The following is a 15,843-nucleotide window of genomic DNA, read 5'->3' as shown; positions in this document are numbered from 1 at the left end:
AGCAGAGCTGACGGTCCGTGTCGACCTCGCGGCACTGCTCGACCGGGACCCGTCGCCGCGCGACTGGGCTACGGCGCCCCCGCGGCCGACATGCGCCGGCGGTCGGCGGCGCATCTGGTCAACGGCCGCGCGATCGCATAGCGCGGCACCGTGAAGGTCAGCGCGGATCCGCTGCCTGGAGGCGCTCACGGATCTCCAACTCCTACATCTTGCGGTTGACGCCGGCCAACTCCCGCATCGGCACCCTGGCCGCCCGCGCGGGCAGGAAGATCGCCTCCCACAGCAGCTCAGGGCGGCAGAGCAGCGCGGTGCCGTAGCCGCTCTTCGAGGGAGCCAACGGCAGGGCGTCCAGGCCCAGGTCGGCCTTCGCCCGCGCGAGCTGCTTGTGTCCGTACATGTGCCAATCGACGACCTCGCACAGCGGGACCACGTCGACGCGCTCGGCCGCGGAGTTGATCCGTTCGGCCAGCAGCGGCCATCGGTCCTCCGGGTCGCCGCCGCCGTTCCTGAGCCCTCCGTGCCCGAGGTTCTGCACGCAGATCGTCAGACGCACGCCCGGCCTCCCCAATGCTGCCTACCAGGTGCTCCGTTCCTTCACCGAGGCCCCGCAGCTCGCCGCCGGCTGCGCGACGGTGATCGTCGTCGCGGCGTTCCCGCCACTGTGGCGGCGGATGATGGACCGCCGTGTGCTGGAGCACTACAACGGCGACTACTGGCTTGCGAATGTCACGCCTGGGATACGGGCGAAGCCGACACCCGCGCCGCAGGACGCCGGAGTCGAGTCGGACCAGTGAGCCGGCGGGACCCGTAAGTCGTCAGACGCCTGATTCATCGCGCCGCACGTACATCGCCGCGAGCGCCGCGGCGGTGTACGTGATCTGTTTCCTGAGATCTTCCGGCTGAAGCACCTCGACGTCCGCACCGAGCTTCAAGAACTCGGTCTCGGCGTGTGTCAGGCTCTCGATCGGCACCGTCGCCCGTACCCACCCCGGCCGCTCGGGATCGTCCTCGGCGGTGGCGTCGACCGCGTTGACGAAGTCCGACGAATAGAGGTCGGACGCGCGCCGGCGTCCTTCGGCGGACAGTCGGATGCCAGCCTCGCCCTGCACGAGGCGCCCTCGGAACTCCACCACCTGCACGCGCCAGAACGCCGGCAGGTCGAAGTCGTCGGGCCGGTCGAACGTCTCGCCCAGGGCCTGGAGGTCCAGGATCTGGTTGACGCGGTAGGTGTTGACGTGGCTGCCGCTCTTGGCAACCGCGTACCAGCGTCCGCCTTTCAGGACGATGCCGTACGGGTCCAGGGTCCGCGTCACCTCCGTCGGGGCCGTCCACCGCTGGTACCGCACCTGGATGCGCTGCTGGTTCCAGACCGCGTCGGCGACCAGCGGCAGGTAAGGGCTCTGATCCCCGTCGTCGTACCAGCCCGGCGCATCCAGCAGGAACCGCTGCTGCACGCGCCCCGACCGGTCGGCCAGTTCCGGTGGGAGCGAGGCCTTGAGTTTGAGCTGGGCTGCCGCCATGACGGAGCCGAGGCCCAGCTCGGCGGCGGGGCCGGGGAGCGCGGCGAGGAACATGGCCTCGGCCTCGTCGTTGTTCAGGCCGGTGAGGCGGGTCCGGTAGCCGGCAAGGAGTTGGTAGCCGCCGGCCGGTCCGGGGTCGCCGTAGAGGGGGACGCCTGCCTCGTGCAGGGAGTCCATGTCCCGGTAGACGGTGCGGACGGAGACCTCCAGCTCGTCGGCGAGGCTCTGGGCCGTCATCCGGCCCCGGGTCTGCAGGAGCAGGATGATCTGGAGGAGTCGACTCGCGCGCATGCCGCCAATCATTGCCGGAAACACTGACAGTAGATGTCAGTCGATCCGGCTTACCTTGAAGTCATGGCATTCACCCAACCCCAGGTCTGGCACGCAGGCACCGACGTCATCGGCGGCCGCCTCGTCAAGCGCTACCACCTCAGCCGCAACGCCGTCCCGATCGACCCGGTCATCGAAGAGCGCGCGTACGCGATGGTTCCCGGCATGCTCTCCCCGGAGGACGGCGAGACCCCTCCGGCCGCATTCACCGTCCTCTTCCGCAGTGGAGCGGGCAGCCACCTCAACGTCTACAGCTGGTACTGGGGCAACGTGATCTGGGGCAAGTTCGCCTCCGGCGGCGTCCCCTTCCTCGGCTGCCCGGACGAGGACCCGACGAACCTGGTCTCATTGGACCACCTTTCGGCCATCGGCTGCATATACGAGCTCGGCGTGCTCGCGCACGAGCGGAACGCCTGGGTGCGGCACATGCTGATGCCCGAGAAGCCCGACATGGACGGCTATCTCGCCGACCTCCTCCCTGACGGCCCCATCGGCCACCCGTAGGCGTAGCCGTAGCGGTTCCCATCAGAACACCCCACGTTCGACCCCTTCCTTGCCACTTAGGACTCCTAACGGAACGGACAGCGTGCCGGTGCCCAGTCGCGGTGGCGTCAGCGCGTGGGGAAAGTCAGCCCGAGATCCTTCAACACGTGGTCAAGGACTGAGCCCTGGTGGGTGAGGAACGGGCGGCCGGGGGCGGAGAGCAGGACCCCGTTGCAGCCGAGGTGGTTCACGACTGCCGTGGCGGACGGCGACTTCGGGTGCCCGGCGGAGTAGAAGTCCAGCTCCAGGTAGGCCCCGTCGCCCGGCCCGCACGGCACGACACCCCCAAAATCCAGCGTGTTCAGCTGGTGGCCGACGAGTTCCACCGTGCTCCGGTCGGAGACCGTGGCGAGCGGTCGCGCGGGCGGTCGCTTCTCCACCGGGGGGAGGGTGCTGCCCCAGCCCGGCTGGGCGATCACGCGGATCGAGACCACGTTTTTGGGGATCAGCCATGCCTTGGGATCGACCGACTTCTGCGTGATGGTGTGTGTGCCGCCGGTCGAGGCGGAGTGGGTCGGCGCGACGGCACCAGCGGCGGAGTCGGCCGTGCCCGCCCGCGCCGAGCCGCAGGCGGCCAGCAGGGCGGTGGCCGCACAGAGGGCAGCGGCGGCGGAGACGTTCCTGAGGAGCCTTCCCGCGTCAGTCATGCCGTTCTGACGCAGCGTCGGCCGAACGGGTTCCACCGGGACCGGCCCGCTGTCGGACGTCGAGCAGCCCTCTGGGGAATGAGTAACTTTCAGATGCCGTTCTCGTCACGTCGAGTGCCGGACGAGAGGGGTGTGTGACGGCTGCAGAGATGGGCAAGCGCAAGCCGTGGGAGATCGAGGACGGACTGTGGGAGCGGATTGAGCCGCTGCTGCCGGTGGTGCGCGGCGCTATCGCTGCCCCGGACGCAAGCGGCTTGACGAGCGGAAGGTCATGTGCGGGATCCTGTTCGTGCTGTACACCGGGATCCGGTGGGAGTTCCTGCCGCAGGAGTTGGGCTTCGGCTCGGGGATGACCTGCTGGCGGCTGCGGGACTGGAACGAGGCGGGGGTGTGGCAACAGTTGCACGAACTCCTGCTCGCCGAACTGCGCCGGCGACGTGCTCGACCTGTCCCGGGCCTCGGTCGACGGTTCGCATCTGCGGGCCTTGAAGGGCGGGGAGTCCACCGGGCGCCTCGCCGGTGGACCGGGGCACGACCGGCAGCAAGCACCACGTCATCGTCGACGCCAACGGGATCCCGCTGGCTGTCACCGTGACCGGCGGCAACCGCAACGACGTCACTCAACTCCTGCCCGCTGTCCAGGCGTCCCGGATCTGCCGGTAGGCGTCGCAGACGGCGCGTTCGCGGGGCTGGTCCACCGCCACGGCGGTGGCCACGACCCTGACGGCCGGGAGGTCCAGCATCAGAGCCCTGGTGCGCGAGGTGGCGGCCGGGCAGGCTAGTTTAGTCGGATGAGTCTCCTCGATGATGTGGCCGAGCGCGACGGCTGGCGGTGCTGGGTGTGCGACGAACCAGTCGACCCCGACATGTCGGTGAACGACCCGCGGGGACCCAGCGTCGACAGCCGGACCGCCGACCGGAAGGCCAAGGTCGCCGAGCGGCTCGCGCACCGCGGGTGCAACACCCGCAAGGGCGCGGTCAAGGTGGTCATCGCCTGGCCGGACCGCCTGTACGTGGTCGAACCCGCGCCGCTGATCACCGTTGCCGGGAGGCTGGAGCGCAAGGGGGGCCGCGAGATGGTGGGCCGTTGTCCGACCAGGAAGGACGCCCAAGAGGCGGCGGATTGGCTGGTGGACCGGTTCTCCCGACTGGTACCGGGGCTGCCGGTGACGGCCGACATCGAGGCGGGCGGCGGCCAGTTCCTCGTCATCCTGGCCACCGGCCGCCGCTGACCGGGGATCACCAGCGCACACTCGCGTCGAGCTGAACTGACGGCCCAGTTCGACCAACACCGCCCAAGAACGGAACGACACCAACGACTCACCGCGCCCGATGAACCTGAGCAGCAACCAATACAACTGAACACCTCCCACGCCTACATGGCGTGGACCTTCTGCGTGTCGTCCAAGCCTGCGGCACCGCCCGCCGCCGCCCAGGCCGCGCAGGTACGCGTCCTCACGGACGCCTACGGGCTGGACGCCGCTTCCCGCGCCAACCTCCCCAACGCCATCCTCGAACGCCAGGCCCACAACGCCCGGTGGTGGAGCAGCCACCTCAACCGCCCCGGGCCCGTGTCGCCGACGACCACCAGATCACCGAGCGCATCCGCTGGTCGGAGCGCGAGCACGCCCACACTGCGGCCAATCACCACGTCTTCGTGACAGCTCTGCGCTGACTACGACGGGCTCCCGCCCCGGAGCGATAGGCTGATCAGCTATCAACCGGAGGAGCGCCACACCATGGAACCGACCGTCGACAGGCCCGCCCCGCAGGTCACCGCCGCGCACCTTCGTACCCTGCTGGACTCCTCCGCTGAGCGCCCGGTTCTCTACATCAGCTTCGGCGAGGGATCCGAGGCGGAGTTGGACGTGTGGGCCGCCGGGCTGGTCTACGAGGCCGATATCGTCCTGACACGCGCGACCGCCGTCGACCTGCTCGGTGAGGAGCCCGACAGCGAGGCCATCGCAGCGTCCCTGCCAAAGGTCCAGGAAGCCGTGGACCAGATGATCTCGGTCCGGGGCTTGTGAAGCCGATCTGCTGATCGATTGGCACGACGGCCGCAGCGGCATCGGGTAACCAGCGCAGGGGTTACCCCGGACAACGCGCTTACCCAACCGGCCTCGGGGATCAATCGGGCAGCGGTTAGCGGTAAACCCGCTCCCGGCTTCGGAGATCAGGGGGCGGTCGCCGTGGCCGTGAGGCGGGCGGCGTCGGCGATGCGGATGGTGTCGCCTACGGCGGCCTCGTGCAGGAGTCGGGTGAAGCCGGCACGGTCGAGGGAGAGTTGGCGGGCGGAGGTGGCGGGGTCCTCGTAGACGGGGGCGCCGGCGGCCAGCAGCGCGGCCAGGGCATGCCGTTGGCGCGCGTCGGTCTGCTTGTCGGTGGAATGCCGGAGGTAGATGCGGTCGGCCATGCCCGATCGTTTCCCTTCCCGGGGTCGCCGGTGTCGCTCTCAGGAGTCTTGTGCAAGGTTCTCAGAAGACGTCTGGAGCAGGTCGGCAGGGATCCGGCCGACGGCGATGGCGATCGCTTCGGCGGCTGTGGTGACGTGGTGCAGGGCGGGGCCGTTCCACCACTCTCTGATCGTGTAGTCGCCGGTTCCCCGGGGTGAGTCGATCGAGACGAAGGACGGGGAGAACGGGTAGTCGGGCGTGTTGGAGAAGCTCAGTGCCCAGTGGCTCGTGAAGGGGTAGAGCCTGCGGAGCTTCGGTTCGGCGTGGGCGGACTCGATGAGCGCCTGGTACTGCGGCCAGTCGGCGTGATCGGCCTCCTTCAGCAGCCACTGCCACTCTGAGGCGATGACGTCGGCGGGGTTGTTGTCGGGGACCTCGAAACGTCCGGTCAGAAGGTCAAAGGTCGCGGCCTGCCTGATCTCGTCGAGGCTGGCCCCCTTCGCCCAGCCGCGGATCACTTGGGGAAGTTCACGTATGTCCTTGGTGTTGCCGCAGAGCATGAGCCTGTCGTTGGACGAGCCCCAGATGGTCCAGTTTCGCTCGTGATGCCACGCCGCGATGTAGGACGAGCGGCGATGCGGGACGACACTGGTGATCGTGGCATGACGCAGTGGATCGGACGGGGTGACGGCCAGGGGAAGGGACAGGCCTTGGTCAGCGGCTGCGGCTTGGAGTGCTGCGGCGAGGCTGCCGTGGGCGGCCACGTCCGGGTAGAGGACGGCTGGGTCTGGTTCGCGACTCATGATGTTCCGATCTTCATGCCTGTGTGGCGCGCCGGGTTGGCCTGCCGAGGCCAACGACCAGGTCACCGCGAAGGTGTCGGACCGCAGACCCGGGTCCGACCGCAGCCTGCGGCCGGACCCGGCCTCTGGGTAGCTCCACTCTCTGCGGATGCGGTCCACATCCTCTACGTCGGTCCTTCCGGGCGTGCCCGGAAGGACCGACGCGACCAGCACAAAGACACAGGACGCGGACCGCTGACACGGCTCTAGGGGCCTCGCTGCAGCCGAGGCACCTACTACAACAAACCTTGATACTAACTCTCCGCGTCGTACGGCCCGTCCTTCACTCCGGTGACTCTCCCACGATCGCACGCAGGGCCGCGAGGTGAGCGTGGTAGGCCGCCCGGCCAGGACTGGTGAGCGAGAGCCAGACGCGCTGGCGGGTGTCGCGCACGGCCCTGGTCTGCTGCACGTAGCCGGCGTCCATCAGCACGCTGACGTGTTTGCTCAGCACCGAGGCACTGACCTGTAGCCGCTCCTGTACTAGGGCGAATTCGATCTGCTCCACCGCTTCCAGCAGCGCGCAGATCCGCAGCCGGTTCTCCGCGTGGATCGTGGCGTCGAAACCGTCTGGCGACCTGGTGTCCGTCTTCATGCCCGGGTCCGCGCACGCCGGCTGTGCACGAGTCCGTATCCGGCCGTCCAGCATCCGACCACCACGGCGCCGATGATCCACCCCCACGTCTCGTTCAGGAACGCAAGGGCGATCCACAGTGCGGCCGTGGGCGCCCCCACGACCACCGTCTGGCGAATGGTGAGTTTCCGGGGCACGACGCCGGCCGCGACGACCCGCCTGTAATAGACGTGCTCAGCCGCCACGACGCCCACCCCATAGGTGCTGACCACCGCAAGCGTGAGCAAGCCGGACGAGGGGTGGAGCAGCATGATAACGGTCGCCATCAGGCCATAGACCAGGAAGAGCCAGGCCTGGATCGACGTGTGGCCCGCGGTTCGGGCTTGCCTGGCGGCCTCAAGCGCGGCGGCCGCCTCCAACGGAGAGGGACGCTCCGGGATCTCATCGGTTTTCATGATGGAAAGCTACCCTAGAGTTTCCAAGTCGGCAACACACAACTTTCTACTATGGAAACAGGCGTGAACGGGACCGCCATGCCATTGGTGACGCGCCGCCGCCAGGCCGCCCGCACAGGGGCGACGGTCGCCAGACCCGCCGGCGACCACCCGGTCGGCGCTTGGACCGGCCCGGCCGCACCGCCAAGGACATCCTGATCATCGCTGACGAACCGCACGGGCCGGGTCGCGCAAGGGTCGCAGCGCGCCGCCGACCGTGCCGGAGCCACGGAAGCTGTAGCGGCCGAGCGGGCTTACCGCTAACCACTGCCCGATTGATCCCGAGGCCGCCACCACAGCGGTTTCCTCGCTGCACACCGCTGCTGCGCTGCTGCCGCACGCGTTTCGCCACGGCGCAGCAGCAGCGGTTGCGGCGCCCGGCATGACCGGCCGTCAGCCGCCGTCGTGATCATTCACGCTGACCCGGTCAGAGCCCAGAAAGTCCCTACCCCTCGCTGCTGGATGGGACAGCTTGCTCGCCCCGATTCCCATCTGCGGATGCCGAGTCACGGCAGGACGGCGACGCTCCGGCTCCCTCGCCAGCCAGCCCATCTACTCAGTGGCGGGCCGGCCCGGCACGTGGTAGAACCCGAGGTGTGACCGTCTTCTCCTGCGCCAGGTGCGGAACCGCGCTCACCGGGGATCTGGTGGCACTGCCCGCCGTCCCGGACGTCGACGACCCGGACGAGGGCCGGGACAAGAAGACCCAGCGGGCCCGCTCCACCGTCCCGCGCGGGCACTACGCCATCGACCCCGATCCGTGGGGCGCACCTTTCAGGGCGGCCGCCGCACCCCGCCAGCACACCCGCAGCAGGGGCCGCGGGCTGCTGCGGACCGGCACCGGGTCCACCATCTCCGCGGGCCAGCGCGACAGCCTCGTCGTCCACCCCGACGACGTCCTGCCCCGCCTCGATCCCTTCACGTGCGGGGACAACTGGACCGGGTGCTGCGGCCCCACCGGCGCGCACGGCCCCAACCTGGGCTGCGCCTGCGGCTCACGCCTGGCCACCTGGGCCGCCGACTGCATGGGACCCAACGAACTCCACCTCGACCCCGTCCGCGTCTACGCCTGGCAGCCGGGCGCAGCCGCCCAAGACCGCCTTGACGGACGGGAACGGCCCTGACCCTCCCACGCAGGACAGCAACCCCCGGTATTGACCTCGCCGGTGATCTCCCCGGCCCGTTTGCGGCTCAGCACCACCGCGTACAACGTGCCGCGGGTGGTGCAGCCGTCGCGCGTGAACCTGCCCAGGAGCATCCCGCCCGGCTCGCGCACCAGCACGGCGAAGTGCCGGTGGCCCCGGGGGCCTGGTCACCGCACGTCCTGGGCCACTACCGCGACCGGGTGATCGCCCCGCGACGGCGACGGCTCCTCGCGATCTTCGACAGTGCCCGCAGCCTGGGAGTGATCGACGACGACGCCGACGTGACGGTCGCCCTGACGATGTGCACCGGAAGCTGGTACGGCCGTGCCCTCGCAGGCGCACCCGTCCCGCCGGACTGGCCCCCCGCGCCGCGCCCCTGGTCTGGCGCGCGCTGGGCGGCCACCCGCCGACGCCGGAAGGGTGGGTCACCGATTGAGGTACGCCAGCACGGCGAGCACCCGGCGGTTGTCGTCGTCCGAGGGCTGGAGGTCCAGCCGCACGAAGATCGACGCGGTGTGCTTGGCGACGGCCCGTTCGCTGATCACCAGCTGCTGTGCGATGGCTGCGTTCGACCGGCCCTCCGCCATCAGTGCCAGCACCTGCCGCTCGCGCGGGGTGACGGCCGCGACCGGCCCGGCGGAGGAGTTGTGGGTGAGCAGGCGGCTGATCACCTCGGGGTCCATCGCGGTGCCGCCGAGGGCGACCCGGCGCACCGCGTCCACGAACTGGTCGCTGTCGAGGACCCGGTCCTTGAGCAGGTAGCCGATCCCGCCGCTGCCATCGGCCAGCAACTCTCGTGCGTACAGCTGCTCCACATACTGCGACAGCACCAGTACCGGTAGTCCGGGCTGTGTCTGACGGGCTGTCAAGGCAGCGCGCAGGCCCTCGTCGGTGAAGGTCGGCGGCAGCCGGACGTCCACGATGGCGATGTCGGGCCGCTCCTTCGCCACCGCTGCCAGCAGTTCGTCGCCGGTCTCGACGGCCGCCGTGACCTGCATCCCGTGCGCCTCGAGCAGGCGGATCAGACCGTCCCTGAGCAGGAAGAGGTCTTCGGCGATGACAACGCGCACGGAACCTCCAGGTTCGCGATGGTGGGCCCGCCCGGTGGGCTGCTTACGGCGAGGACGCCGTCGAACGCGGCCAGCCGGCGCTCGATCCCGCGCAGTCCGCTGCCGACGGCGGGGTCGGCACCGCCGTGGCCGTCGTCGGTGACGCCGATCCGGAGCATTGCGCCAGTATGGCCGATCTCGATCCACACCTGGGTGGCCCCGGCATGCTTGGTGACGTTGGCCAGCAGTTCGCTGACCGCGAAGTAGGCCGCCGACTCGACCGGCGCGGGCGGACGTCCGGTCAGCCCGCCAGCGAACCGCACCGGCAGCGGCAGGTCGAGGGCCAGCGCCTGGACCGCGTCGGCCAGACCGCGGTCGGCGAGCACCGGCGGGTGGATGCCCCGGACCAGGTCGCGCAGCTCGCCCAGCGCCTTGGCCGAGGAGGACTTGGCCTCGACGAGCATGGCCCGCGCGGCCTCGGGATTGCTGTCAATCAGGTGCTCGGCGGCACTGAGCACCATGCCCAGCGCGACCAACCGGGCCTGCGCGCCGTCGTGCAAGTCCCGCTCGATCCGGCGCATCTCCGCCGCTCCGGAGTCGATGGTGTCGGCCCTGGTCTGCGCCAGGTGGTGGACCCGCAGGGCGAGTTCGGCCTGCCGGGTCGGCCCGAGCAGCGCGCGGGCACCCCGGGCGTGGAGGGTCAGCAGCAGCGGGGCGGCCCACAGGCCGATCAGCGGAGACAGGAAGAGGGCGGCCAGATAGAGCACGAAGAGCGCCGGCGGTCCGAGCAGCCACGGTATCGCTGCGGCTGCCGCGCACCCGGCGGCCGGTGCCAGGACCGCGCAGCCGGTCAGGGCCGTCCACGCCACGTCCCGCCAGGTCGCCGGATCCGTCAGCCACCCGCCGGCGCGCCACCGCAGGCTCCGCCACGACAGGCTCCGCCACGACACCTTCTGCCACGCGTTCGCGGACCGTTGCGGAGCGGGCCGGTACGGCTGCTCGATGGCCACCCCGGTCCAGCGTCCGACCAGCCGCCTGGTCTCCGCCGCCACCCAGCGCGCGCTGAGCACTCCGAGCGGGAGCAGCGCCAGGGCCGGCCACACCACCCCATGCCCACCGCCGGGCGGTGCGCCGCCGTAGGTCGTCGTCGCGGCCACCGCCAGGACTCCCGGGGCGAGCAGCGCCGCCCCGGCGGCCCGCCCGCCGGCCCCGGTCGCCCAGCTCAGGCCCCAGACCGCGCACGGAACCACCGCCAACAGCAGGCCGAAGATGAGATGGAACCGGCCGCCGCCCGCCGGGCCGATCCTGTCGTCCACGCCGATCACCGTCGCGAACACCAGAACCGGGGCCGCCAGTAGAGCTGCGGTCCCCGCCACAGCCAGCCCGACCACGTACAGCGTCTGCAAGCCGGCGGCGAGCAAACGGCCCACCTGGGCAGCGGCTCCGGTCACAGTGTTCGCACTCACGGTGGGCCTCCTCGGCTCCTCAGCTCCTCGGTCCCTCGACTCGTCAAGTCGCCGACCGGATGCGGATCTTCGCAGCCCAGTGTGCCCAGGTCGCGGAGTGGCCCGCCCTGGGTGTGGACCCCGAAACGGGGGTGTACCTGGATACACCCTCCCAGCACGAACGGGGCCCGTCGGCGCTCTGCACCGCACCCAGGCTGACCGGTGGCGGCGCCCGTCAGATGCCAGTCGTCGATGTGCAGGCGCTCAGGCCGTAGCCGCTGCGGTCACCCGCCGAGCCCAGACTGATCGTCACCGCACGCCGCTCGGGCTGCCCGAAGTACGCGGACTGGACATGGATCAGACCCAGGTCGCCGACGTCGTACAAACCACCAGGTTGGACGGCGCCTGCATCGGGTGACTTCCCGGGGGTGTACGGCGCAAGCGGGTGGTGTTGGCGGCCATGGCCACGACGGGTACGAGCGGCCGAGGTGTCGCCTTCGGCGGGCCCTGCCGGGTTGTCCGGTGCCGGAACGAGGAGGAGGGGGGTGAGCCCTGGTGGCATCCCCAGTGGATCCCGTGGGCCCAGAGCGACGGCGATTCGCAGATCATCGACATGCGGCACGGGCCGCACCGGGGTCGCGTAGGAGACGCGCATCACGACAGCACGGGTTCCTTTGGATACGGATGGCCGTCCTTGGCGGCATACCTCCATGACATCGCGGACGTACTCGACTTCGGAGGCGAGGTCGGCGTGCGGGCACCGTTCCTGACCACAGACAAGGAGCTTTGGTGGTCCTTCCCGGAAGACACCGGACTGAACGGCGATCCCTTGACTCCGGCACCGACTTCCAAGACCAGCTGACCCACAAACGCGTGCTGGGCCCAGGACGGTCAGGTCGACGGCGCCGAGCCGGTCGGCGCAGGCGTCGCGGGGCCAAGGGCGGGGCAGGCGACAGAGGTCAGTCGGTCTGCTGCTGCCTGACGTGGTCGGCGACCATAGCGGCAGGGATGCTGCGGAACATATCGCGGCGAACTCCGCGTCCGGGGTACGGGTCGCCAGGAGCTTGTGCAGGTGCTGGGCGCAGGCGTAGTCGTGGCGGACCTCGTCGGCCACCGGGTCGCCCCAGTACACGACTCGGTGCGCCAAGGCGTAGCAGGGGCCCGGGAAGCGGGTGTTGGTACTGAGGACCGGTCCACCTGCGCCGCTGCGGCGCGCGACTGGTCCACTTTTCAACCGGCCTTGACAGTTGTTCCCCCCCCGGCTTCGGCCTGTCGCTCGATGCGAGTTCCGAAATCCACCGATGAGTTCCGCAGGCTGGGCCGGTCTACCCCGGTGTACACCATCGAACCTCGGACTGGAGACCCATCATGACCGCTCCCGCACACGCCGGCCGCATGCTGTTCGTGAACATCCCCGTGGCGGACATCGAGCGCAGCAAGGCGTTCTTCGCGCGGCTCGGGTTCAGCTACAACCCGATGTTCACCGACGAGACCGCCGCCAGCATGCTGGTCGGCGAGCAAGCCTGCGTCATGCTGCTCAGCCACGAGACGTTCGCACAGTTCTCGAAGCTGCCGATGGCCGATCCCACCACGCACACGCTGGCGCTCTACTGCTTCAGCGTGTCAGCCCGCGATGAGGTCGACACGGTCGCTGAGGCTGCGCTCGCCGCGGGCGGCGCCGAGGCGGATGGCCCCGAGGACCACGGCTTCATGTACTCACGCAGCTTCTACGACCTCGACGGCCACGGCTGGCAGGTCATGTGGATGGATCCGTCGAGCACCTCGGACAGCTCGACTTCCTGCACGCCCGCGAGAACGTGATCCTGCTCGGACCGTCGGCACCGGCAAGACCCACCTCGCCGTCGCGCTCGGGATCCACGCCTGCCTCGCAGGGCAGGTCACCAGGGAGCACCTCCCGCACCATGCCGCCGTCCAGGAGTTGCTTCAAGGCGTGCTGGAGCTGGCACGGGTCGAACGCGTCTACCTCGCCCCACTCGGCGAGCAGCGGATGACCGGCGGACAGAGCGGGCAGCCGCTTCGGCGGAAAGCCGTCGAACAAGTGCAGCACAGTGCCCTCGGCGACGCGCATACTGGCCAGCCAGAGGGAGCGGCCCCACGACGATCCCAGCACCAGGTAGGCAGCCGACGCATACACCGCGGTGACCGTGTCCGCGATCAACGCCGCGACCTGCTGGGCCGCGGCCTGCCCAAGCGCCTCCACCTGCCTGGCGACCACCAGCCGCGAACGAGACGGCCACTGCGGCGGTGAGGGCGTTATGGAGGGCGACGACGGTGCGGTCGAACAGGACATGGGCAGCAACTCCAGATCAGTGGAAGGGGGGAGAGGTGCGTGTGTCAGGGACAGAACCCGGACCACAGCGACGGCTCGCCCCGGCCGCAGGCGAACCATCGACTACTCGTAAATCTAGGACCAGTCGGCCGGGCAGCAGACCCCAACTCTCCCGGCCTGGCGGTGATCTACGCGATGCACTGCTCCGGCCAGGCCGGCGGCCCAGGAACCGGGGAACCCATGCCCCCGCGCGCGCCGATCCGATCCGATCCGGCCGACACGGGCACAGTCGCACGCAGCACAGCGGAAACCCGGCGACAGGCCAAGACCGCCCGGCACGAACCGGCACACAGCAGCCCCGCCCGGGACCACCCGGGTATCCCCGCACCTGTCCCCGGCCGACCCGCGAGCAGGAAGGACCCCGTCCCCCTTCGGCAGGAAGAACGGGGTCCTGGACGGCACACTCGGACACGACGGCAGCAGTCAGGCGCCCGGGGTCGGCCCGGCCACAGCGGCGACGCCGGGCCGGTGCGAGCCAGCGGGCGGCGCTCTCGCGCGCCGAAACGCCGGGGTACAGCCATTGGAGGTCCTCCTCGCTGGCCTTGACCAGGTGGCTTAAGCGCGACGCACTCCTCTACGGCGGCGAGACCGACGGTGCGTTCACCGAAGAGCGCCGAGCGGATGTCCGGGTCGTAGGAGACCGTAGCCCCGCAGGCGCGCAGCTGACGCATGAGGCGACGGGTTGTCGTGGCACCCGGTTTCATGACCGAGGGAAGGGATCCGAAGTGAACATGGAGCGCGTCCCGCGGCCCGGAGCGGGAACAGCCAGCCTGGCCGACACTGTTGCACTGGCGCAGGGACCGGCGCGGGCGGGGGCAGAGATCCACAGGTCATCCGCCAAGCGTGATGCTGGGCCCTTGGGGCTGCCCGGCTGCCCCAGGCCCTGTCCGCCCGACAGTGCGGGCGACCACCTGCCCGCACGCCGCAGATTCAGAACCAGCTTTACACAGGAGGACTGTTTTATGAGTGACCGGCCCTTGACGCTGATGGCAGTGCACGCCCACCCCGACGACGAGGCGACTGGCACAGGGGGTGTCCTCGCGCGTTATGCGCAGGAGGGCATTCGCACGGTCCTCGTCACGTGCACCGACGGCGGTTGCGGTGACGGACCGGGAGGAGTCAAGCCGGGCGAGCCCGGGCACGATCCGCAGACCGTGGCCGCGATGCGGCGTCAAGAACTCAAGGCGAGCTGCGAAGTCCTGAAGGTCAGCCATCTGGAGATGTTGGACTACGCCGACTCCGGGATGATGGGCTGGCCGGCCAACGACGCCCCCGGGTCCTTTTGGCAGACGCCCGTGGAAAAGGGCGCAGCCCGCCTCGCCGAGCTCCTGCGCCTCTACCGGCCCGATGTGGTCGTGACCTACGACGAGAACGGGTTCTATGGCCACCCCGACCACATCCAGGCAAACCGCATCACGATGGCGGCTCTGGCGATGACCACGATGACGCCGAAGGTGTACTGGACAACGGCGCCGCGCTCGATGATGCAGCGGTTCGGGGAGGTCATGCGCGAGTTCGGCGCGGACTGGGAGGAGCCGGATGCGGCCGAGGCCGCCGAGATGCCCGAGATCGGACTCCCGGACGAGGAGATCACCACCTGGGTGGACACCACCGAGTTCGGCGGTCAGAAGTTCGACGCGCTGGCTGCGCACGCCAGCCAGGGCGAGAACATCTTCTTCCTCAAAATGGGCAAGGTGAGGTTCACCGAGCTGATGGGCGTGGAGACCTTCGTCCGGGTCCAGGACGACACCGGCGCGGCCGTGCCCGAGAACGACCTCTTCGCCGGACTGCGCTGACACTCGCCTCACCTCGGCCTTGACTGCTTGCAGCTACTGCGGGACACCGGAGCAGGCCGACAGTCGACGTGGCCCGTGGCGGTCCATCAGACGAGTCGACGGGCGGCATCGACCAGGACACGCCGCACAGGCTGAACCAGATGTCGGCGGGGCCGATTTCAGCAGTACTCCTTCGATTCGGTGCGGCCCCCGACCCGTCACGATCCGTACGGCAGGCGACTGGTGAAGAACAGGGCCCAGCCACAGACCGGGCCTGCGGGCGGGAGCGGCAGGGCCTGGCCGGGGCGCTGCTGCGACCCGGCCCGAGCGGCGAGCGCGACGACGCCGGTGCGCCTAAAGCGAGCCCTGCACGCGCATCTCGGCGACCAGCCGCAAGGCCTGGGTCTTCGCATCTGAGACGGCGGCGTCGACGTCGCGGGCGATCGGCGCGAGCACCGCGTGCAGGTAGCCGGGCCGGGTGTGCCCCTCGCCACGCTCGCGGTCCCAGTTGCTGGCCAACCAGGTGGCCGCCGGTGGTGATGCGGCCCGCCAGGTAGAACCGGCCGATCCGGTCGTCGAGACGGTCAGCGGGCACGACCACCGCCCAGTCGGCGGGCCTCCACACCGTCAGGTGATGCACGGTCTCCGGGCGGCACGGCACCAGGTTCAGGTAGGACTCGCCGCGGATGACCGCACACACCTCACAGTGCGAGACGTCCAGCAGGGCCGGGGCAGC

At 69.9% G+C, this 15,843-nt stretch carries 20 protein-coding genes and 2 pseudogenes; 10 read left to right on the top strand and 12 right to left on the bottom strand.

All coding sequences use genetic code 11. The features are described 5' to 3' along the window. Positions 1 to 202: 202 nt before the first annotated feature. A complete protein-coding gene (locus tag ABIA33_RS24570) occupies positions 203 to 553 on the bottom strand; it encodes a hypothetical protein (protein ID WP_370084579.1) in 351 nt (116 codons plus the stop codon). Positions 554 to 581: 28 nt separating this feature from the next. Between ABIA33_RS24570 and ABIA33_RS24565 the strand changes: the two genes are divergently transcribed. Continuing rightward, on the top strand, positions 582 to 794 hold the full coding sequence (locus ABIA33_RS24565) for a hypothetical protein (RefSeq protein ID WP_370084578.1): 213 nt from the start codon (positions 582 to 584) through the stop codon (positions 792 to 794). A 21-nt stretch (positions 795 to 815) separates the two neighbouring features. On the opposite strand, the gene ABIA33_RS24560 is transcribed toward ABIA33_RS24565, so the two are convergent. Next, positions 816 to 1,811 carry a helix-turn-helix transcriptional regulator gene (locus ABIA33_RS24560; protein ID WP_370084577.1) on the bottom strand — a complete coding sequence of 332 codons (996 nt, stop codon included), beginning with the start codon at positions 1,809 to 1,811 and terminating at the stop codon, positions 816 to 818. Positions 1,812 to 1,874: 63 nt separating this feature from the next. On the opposite strand from ABIA33_RS24560, the gene ABIA33_RS24555 reads away from it, so the two are divergent. Next, positions 1,875 to 2,354: a hypothetical protein gene (locus ABIA33_RS24555; RefSeq protein ID WP_370084576.1), complete on the top strand. Its 480-nt coding sequence runs from the start codon at positions 1,875 to 1,877 to the stop codon at positions 2,352 to 2,354. A 107-nt stretch (positions 2,355 to 2,461) separates the two neighbouring features. Here the strand turns inward: ABIA33_RS24555 and ABIA33_RS24550 are convergent, their stop codons facing one another. Beyond that, positions 2,462 to 3,040 (bottom strand): hypothetical protein, encoded by a 579-nt coding sequence (locus ABIA33_RS24550; RefSeq protein ID WP_370084575.1) that lies wholly within the window; start codon positions 3,038 to 3,040, stop codon positions 2,462 to 2,464. Positions 3,041 to 3,189: 149 nt separating this feature from the next. Between ABIA33_RS24550 and ABIA33_RS24545 the strand changes: the two are divergent. The 4 genes and pseudogenes from ABIA33_RS24545 to ABIA33_RS24530 form a co-directional block, all read left to right on the top strand. Next, a pseudogene (locus ABIA33_RS24545) lies at positions 3,190 to 3,685 on the top strand (IS5 family transposase); the annotation flags it as partial. A gap of 146 nt (positions 3,686 to 3,831) precedes the next feature. Next, a complete protein-coding gene (locus ABIA33_RS24540; protein WP_370084574.1) occupies positions 3,832 to 4,272 on the top strand; it encodes a hypothetical protein in 441 nt (146 codons plus the stop codon). Between the two features lie 165 nt (positions 4,273 to 4,437). Continuing rightward, positions 4,438 to 4,701 carry a hypothetical protein gene (locus tag ABIA33_RS24535; RefSeq protein ID WP_370084573.1) on the top strand — a complete coding sequence of 88 codons (264 nt, stop codon included), beginning with the start codon at positions 4,438 to 4,440 and terminating at the stop codon, positions 4,699 to 4,701. 78 nt (positions 4,702 to 4,779) lie between these two features. Beyond that, a complete protein-coding gene (locus tag ABIA33_RS24530; protein ID WP_370084572.1) occupies positions 4,780 to 5,067 on the top strand; it encodes a hypothetical protein in 288 nt (95 codons plus the stop codon). A 146-nt stretch (positions 5,068 to 5,213) separates the two neighbouring features. On the opposite strand, the gene ABIA33_RS24525 is transcribed toward ABIA33_RS24530, so the two are convergent. The 4 genes from ABIA33_RS24525 to ABIA33_RS24510 form a co-directional block, all read right to left on the bottom strand. Beyond that, positions 5,214 to 5,453, bottom strand: coding sequence for a recombinase family protein (locus tag ABIA33_RS24525; protein WP_370084571.1), 240 nt, complete (start codon positions 5,451 to 5,453; stop codon positions 5,214 to 5,216). Between the two features lie 39 nt (positions 5,454 to 5,492). Beyond that, the gene (locus ABIA33_RS24520; protein ID WP_370084570.1) at positions 5,493 to 6,236 is read right to left on the bottom strand and encodes a DUF6193 family natural product biosynthesis protein; all 744 of its coding nucleotides are present in this window, start codon (positions 6,234 to 6,236) and stop codon (positions 5,493 to 5,495) included. 322 nt (positions 6,237 to 6,558) lie between these two features. Continuing rightward, positions 6,559 to 6,870, bottom strand: coding sequence for a transcriptional regulator (locus tag ABIA33_RS24515; protein ID WP_370084569.1), 312 nt, complete (start codon positions 6,868 to 6,870; stop codon positions 6,559 to 6,561). Then, positions 6,867 to 7,304, bottom strand: a complete 438-nt coding sequence (locus ABIA33_RS24510) for a hypothetical protein (RefSeq protein ID WP_370084567.1) — start codon at positions 7,302 to 7,304, stop codon at positions 6,867 to 6,869. The genes ABIA33_RS24515 and ABIA33_RS24510 overlap by 4 nt, the downstream gene beginning before the upstream one ends. A 635-nt stretch (positions 7,305 to 7,939) precedes the next feature. Between ABIA33_RS24510 and ABIA33_RS24505 the strand changes: the two genes are divergently transcribed. Continuing rightward, positions 7,940 to 8,467: a hypothetical protein gene (locus tag ABIA33_RS24505; protein WP_370084565.1), complete on the top strand. Its 528-nt coding sequence runs from the start codon at positions 7,940 to 7,942 to the stop codon at positions 8,465 to 8,467. A 164-nt stretch (positions 8,468 to 8,631) separates the two neighbouring features. After that, positions 8,632 to 8,787, top strand: a pseudogene (locus tag ABIA33_RS24500) (hypothetical protein); the annotation flags it as partial. Positions 8,788 to 8,913: 126 nt separating this feature from the next. On the opposite strand, the gene ABIA33_RS24495 reads toward ABIA33_RS24500, so the two are convergent. The 3 genes from ABIA33_RS24495 to ABIA33_RS24485 form a co-directional block, all read right to left on the bottom strand. After that, positions 8,914 to 9,558: a response regulator gene (locus ABIA33_RS24495; protein WP_370084564.1), complete on the bottom strand. Its 645-nt coding sequence runs from the start codon at positions 9,556 to 9,558 to the stop codon at positions 8,914 to 8,916. Continuing rightward, on the bottom strand, positions 9,510 to 11,003 hold the full coding sequence (locus ABIA33_RS24490; RefSeq protein WP_370084563.1) for a histidine kinase: 1,494 nt from the start codon (positions 11,001 to 11,003) through the stop codon (positions 9,510 to 9,512). The genes ABIA33_RS24495 and ABIA33_RS24490 overlap by 49 nt, the downstream gene beginning before the upstream one ends. Positions 11,004 to 11,217: 214 nt before the next feature. Then, on the bottom strand, positions 11,218 to 11,367 hold the full coding sequence (locus ABIA33_RS24485) for a hypothetical protein (protein WP_370084562.1): 150 nt from the start codon (positions 11,365 to 11,367) through the stop codon (positions 11,218 to 11,220). Between the two features lie 1,010 nt (positions 11,368 to 12,377). On the opposite strand from ABIA33_RS24485, the gene ABIA33_RS24480 reads away from it, so the two are divergent. Continuing rightward, entirely contained in the window at positions 12,378 to 12,803 is a 426-nt protein-coding gene (locus ABIA33_RS24480; RefSeq protein WP_370084561.1) for a VOC family protein, read from the top strand. On the opposite strand, the gene ABIA33_RS24475 is transcribed toward ABIA33_RS24480, so the two are convergent. Next, the gene (locus ABIA33_RS24475; RefSeq protein ID WP_370084560.1) at positions 12,739 to 13,293 is read right to left on the bottom strand and encodes a hypothetical protein; all 555 of its coding nucleotides are present in this window, start codon (positions 13,291 to 13,293) and stop codon (positions 12,739 to 12,741) included. The genes ABIA33_RS24480 and ABIA33_RS24475 overlap by 65 nt on opposite strands. Before the next feature lie 1,001 nt (positions 13,294 to 14,294). On the opposite strand from ABIA33_RS24475, the gene ABIA33_RS24470 reads away from it, so the two are divergent. Next, positions 14,295 to 15,128: a PIG-L family deacetylase gene (locus tag ABIA33_RS24470; protein ID WP_370084559.1), complete on the top strand. Its 834-nt coding sequence runs from the start codon at positions 14,295 to 14,297 to the stop codon at positions 15,126 to 15,128. Between the two features lie 333 nt (positions 15,129 to 15,461). On the opposite strand, the gene ABIA33_RS24465 is transcribed toward ABIA33_RS24470, so the two are convergent. After that, positions 15,462 to 15,626: a hypothetical protein gene (locus tag ABIA33_RS24465; protein WP_370084558.1), complete on the bottom strand. Its 165-nt coding sequence runs from the start codon at positions 15,624 to 15,626 to the stop codon at positions 15,462 to 15,464. Positions 15,627 to 15,843: the final 217 nt, after the last annotated feature.

Origin of the sequence: Streptacidiphilus sp. MAP12-16 (genome assembly GCF_041262165.1) — a bacterium.
Classification (GTDB): domain Bacteria; phylum Actinomycetota; class Actinomycetes; order Streptomycetales; family Streptomycetaceae; genus Streptacidiphilus.
Note: the sequence above shows the minus strand (reverse complement) of the source record. Positions and strands in the feature narration are given on the sequence as shown.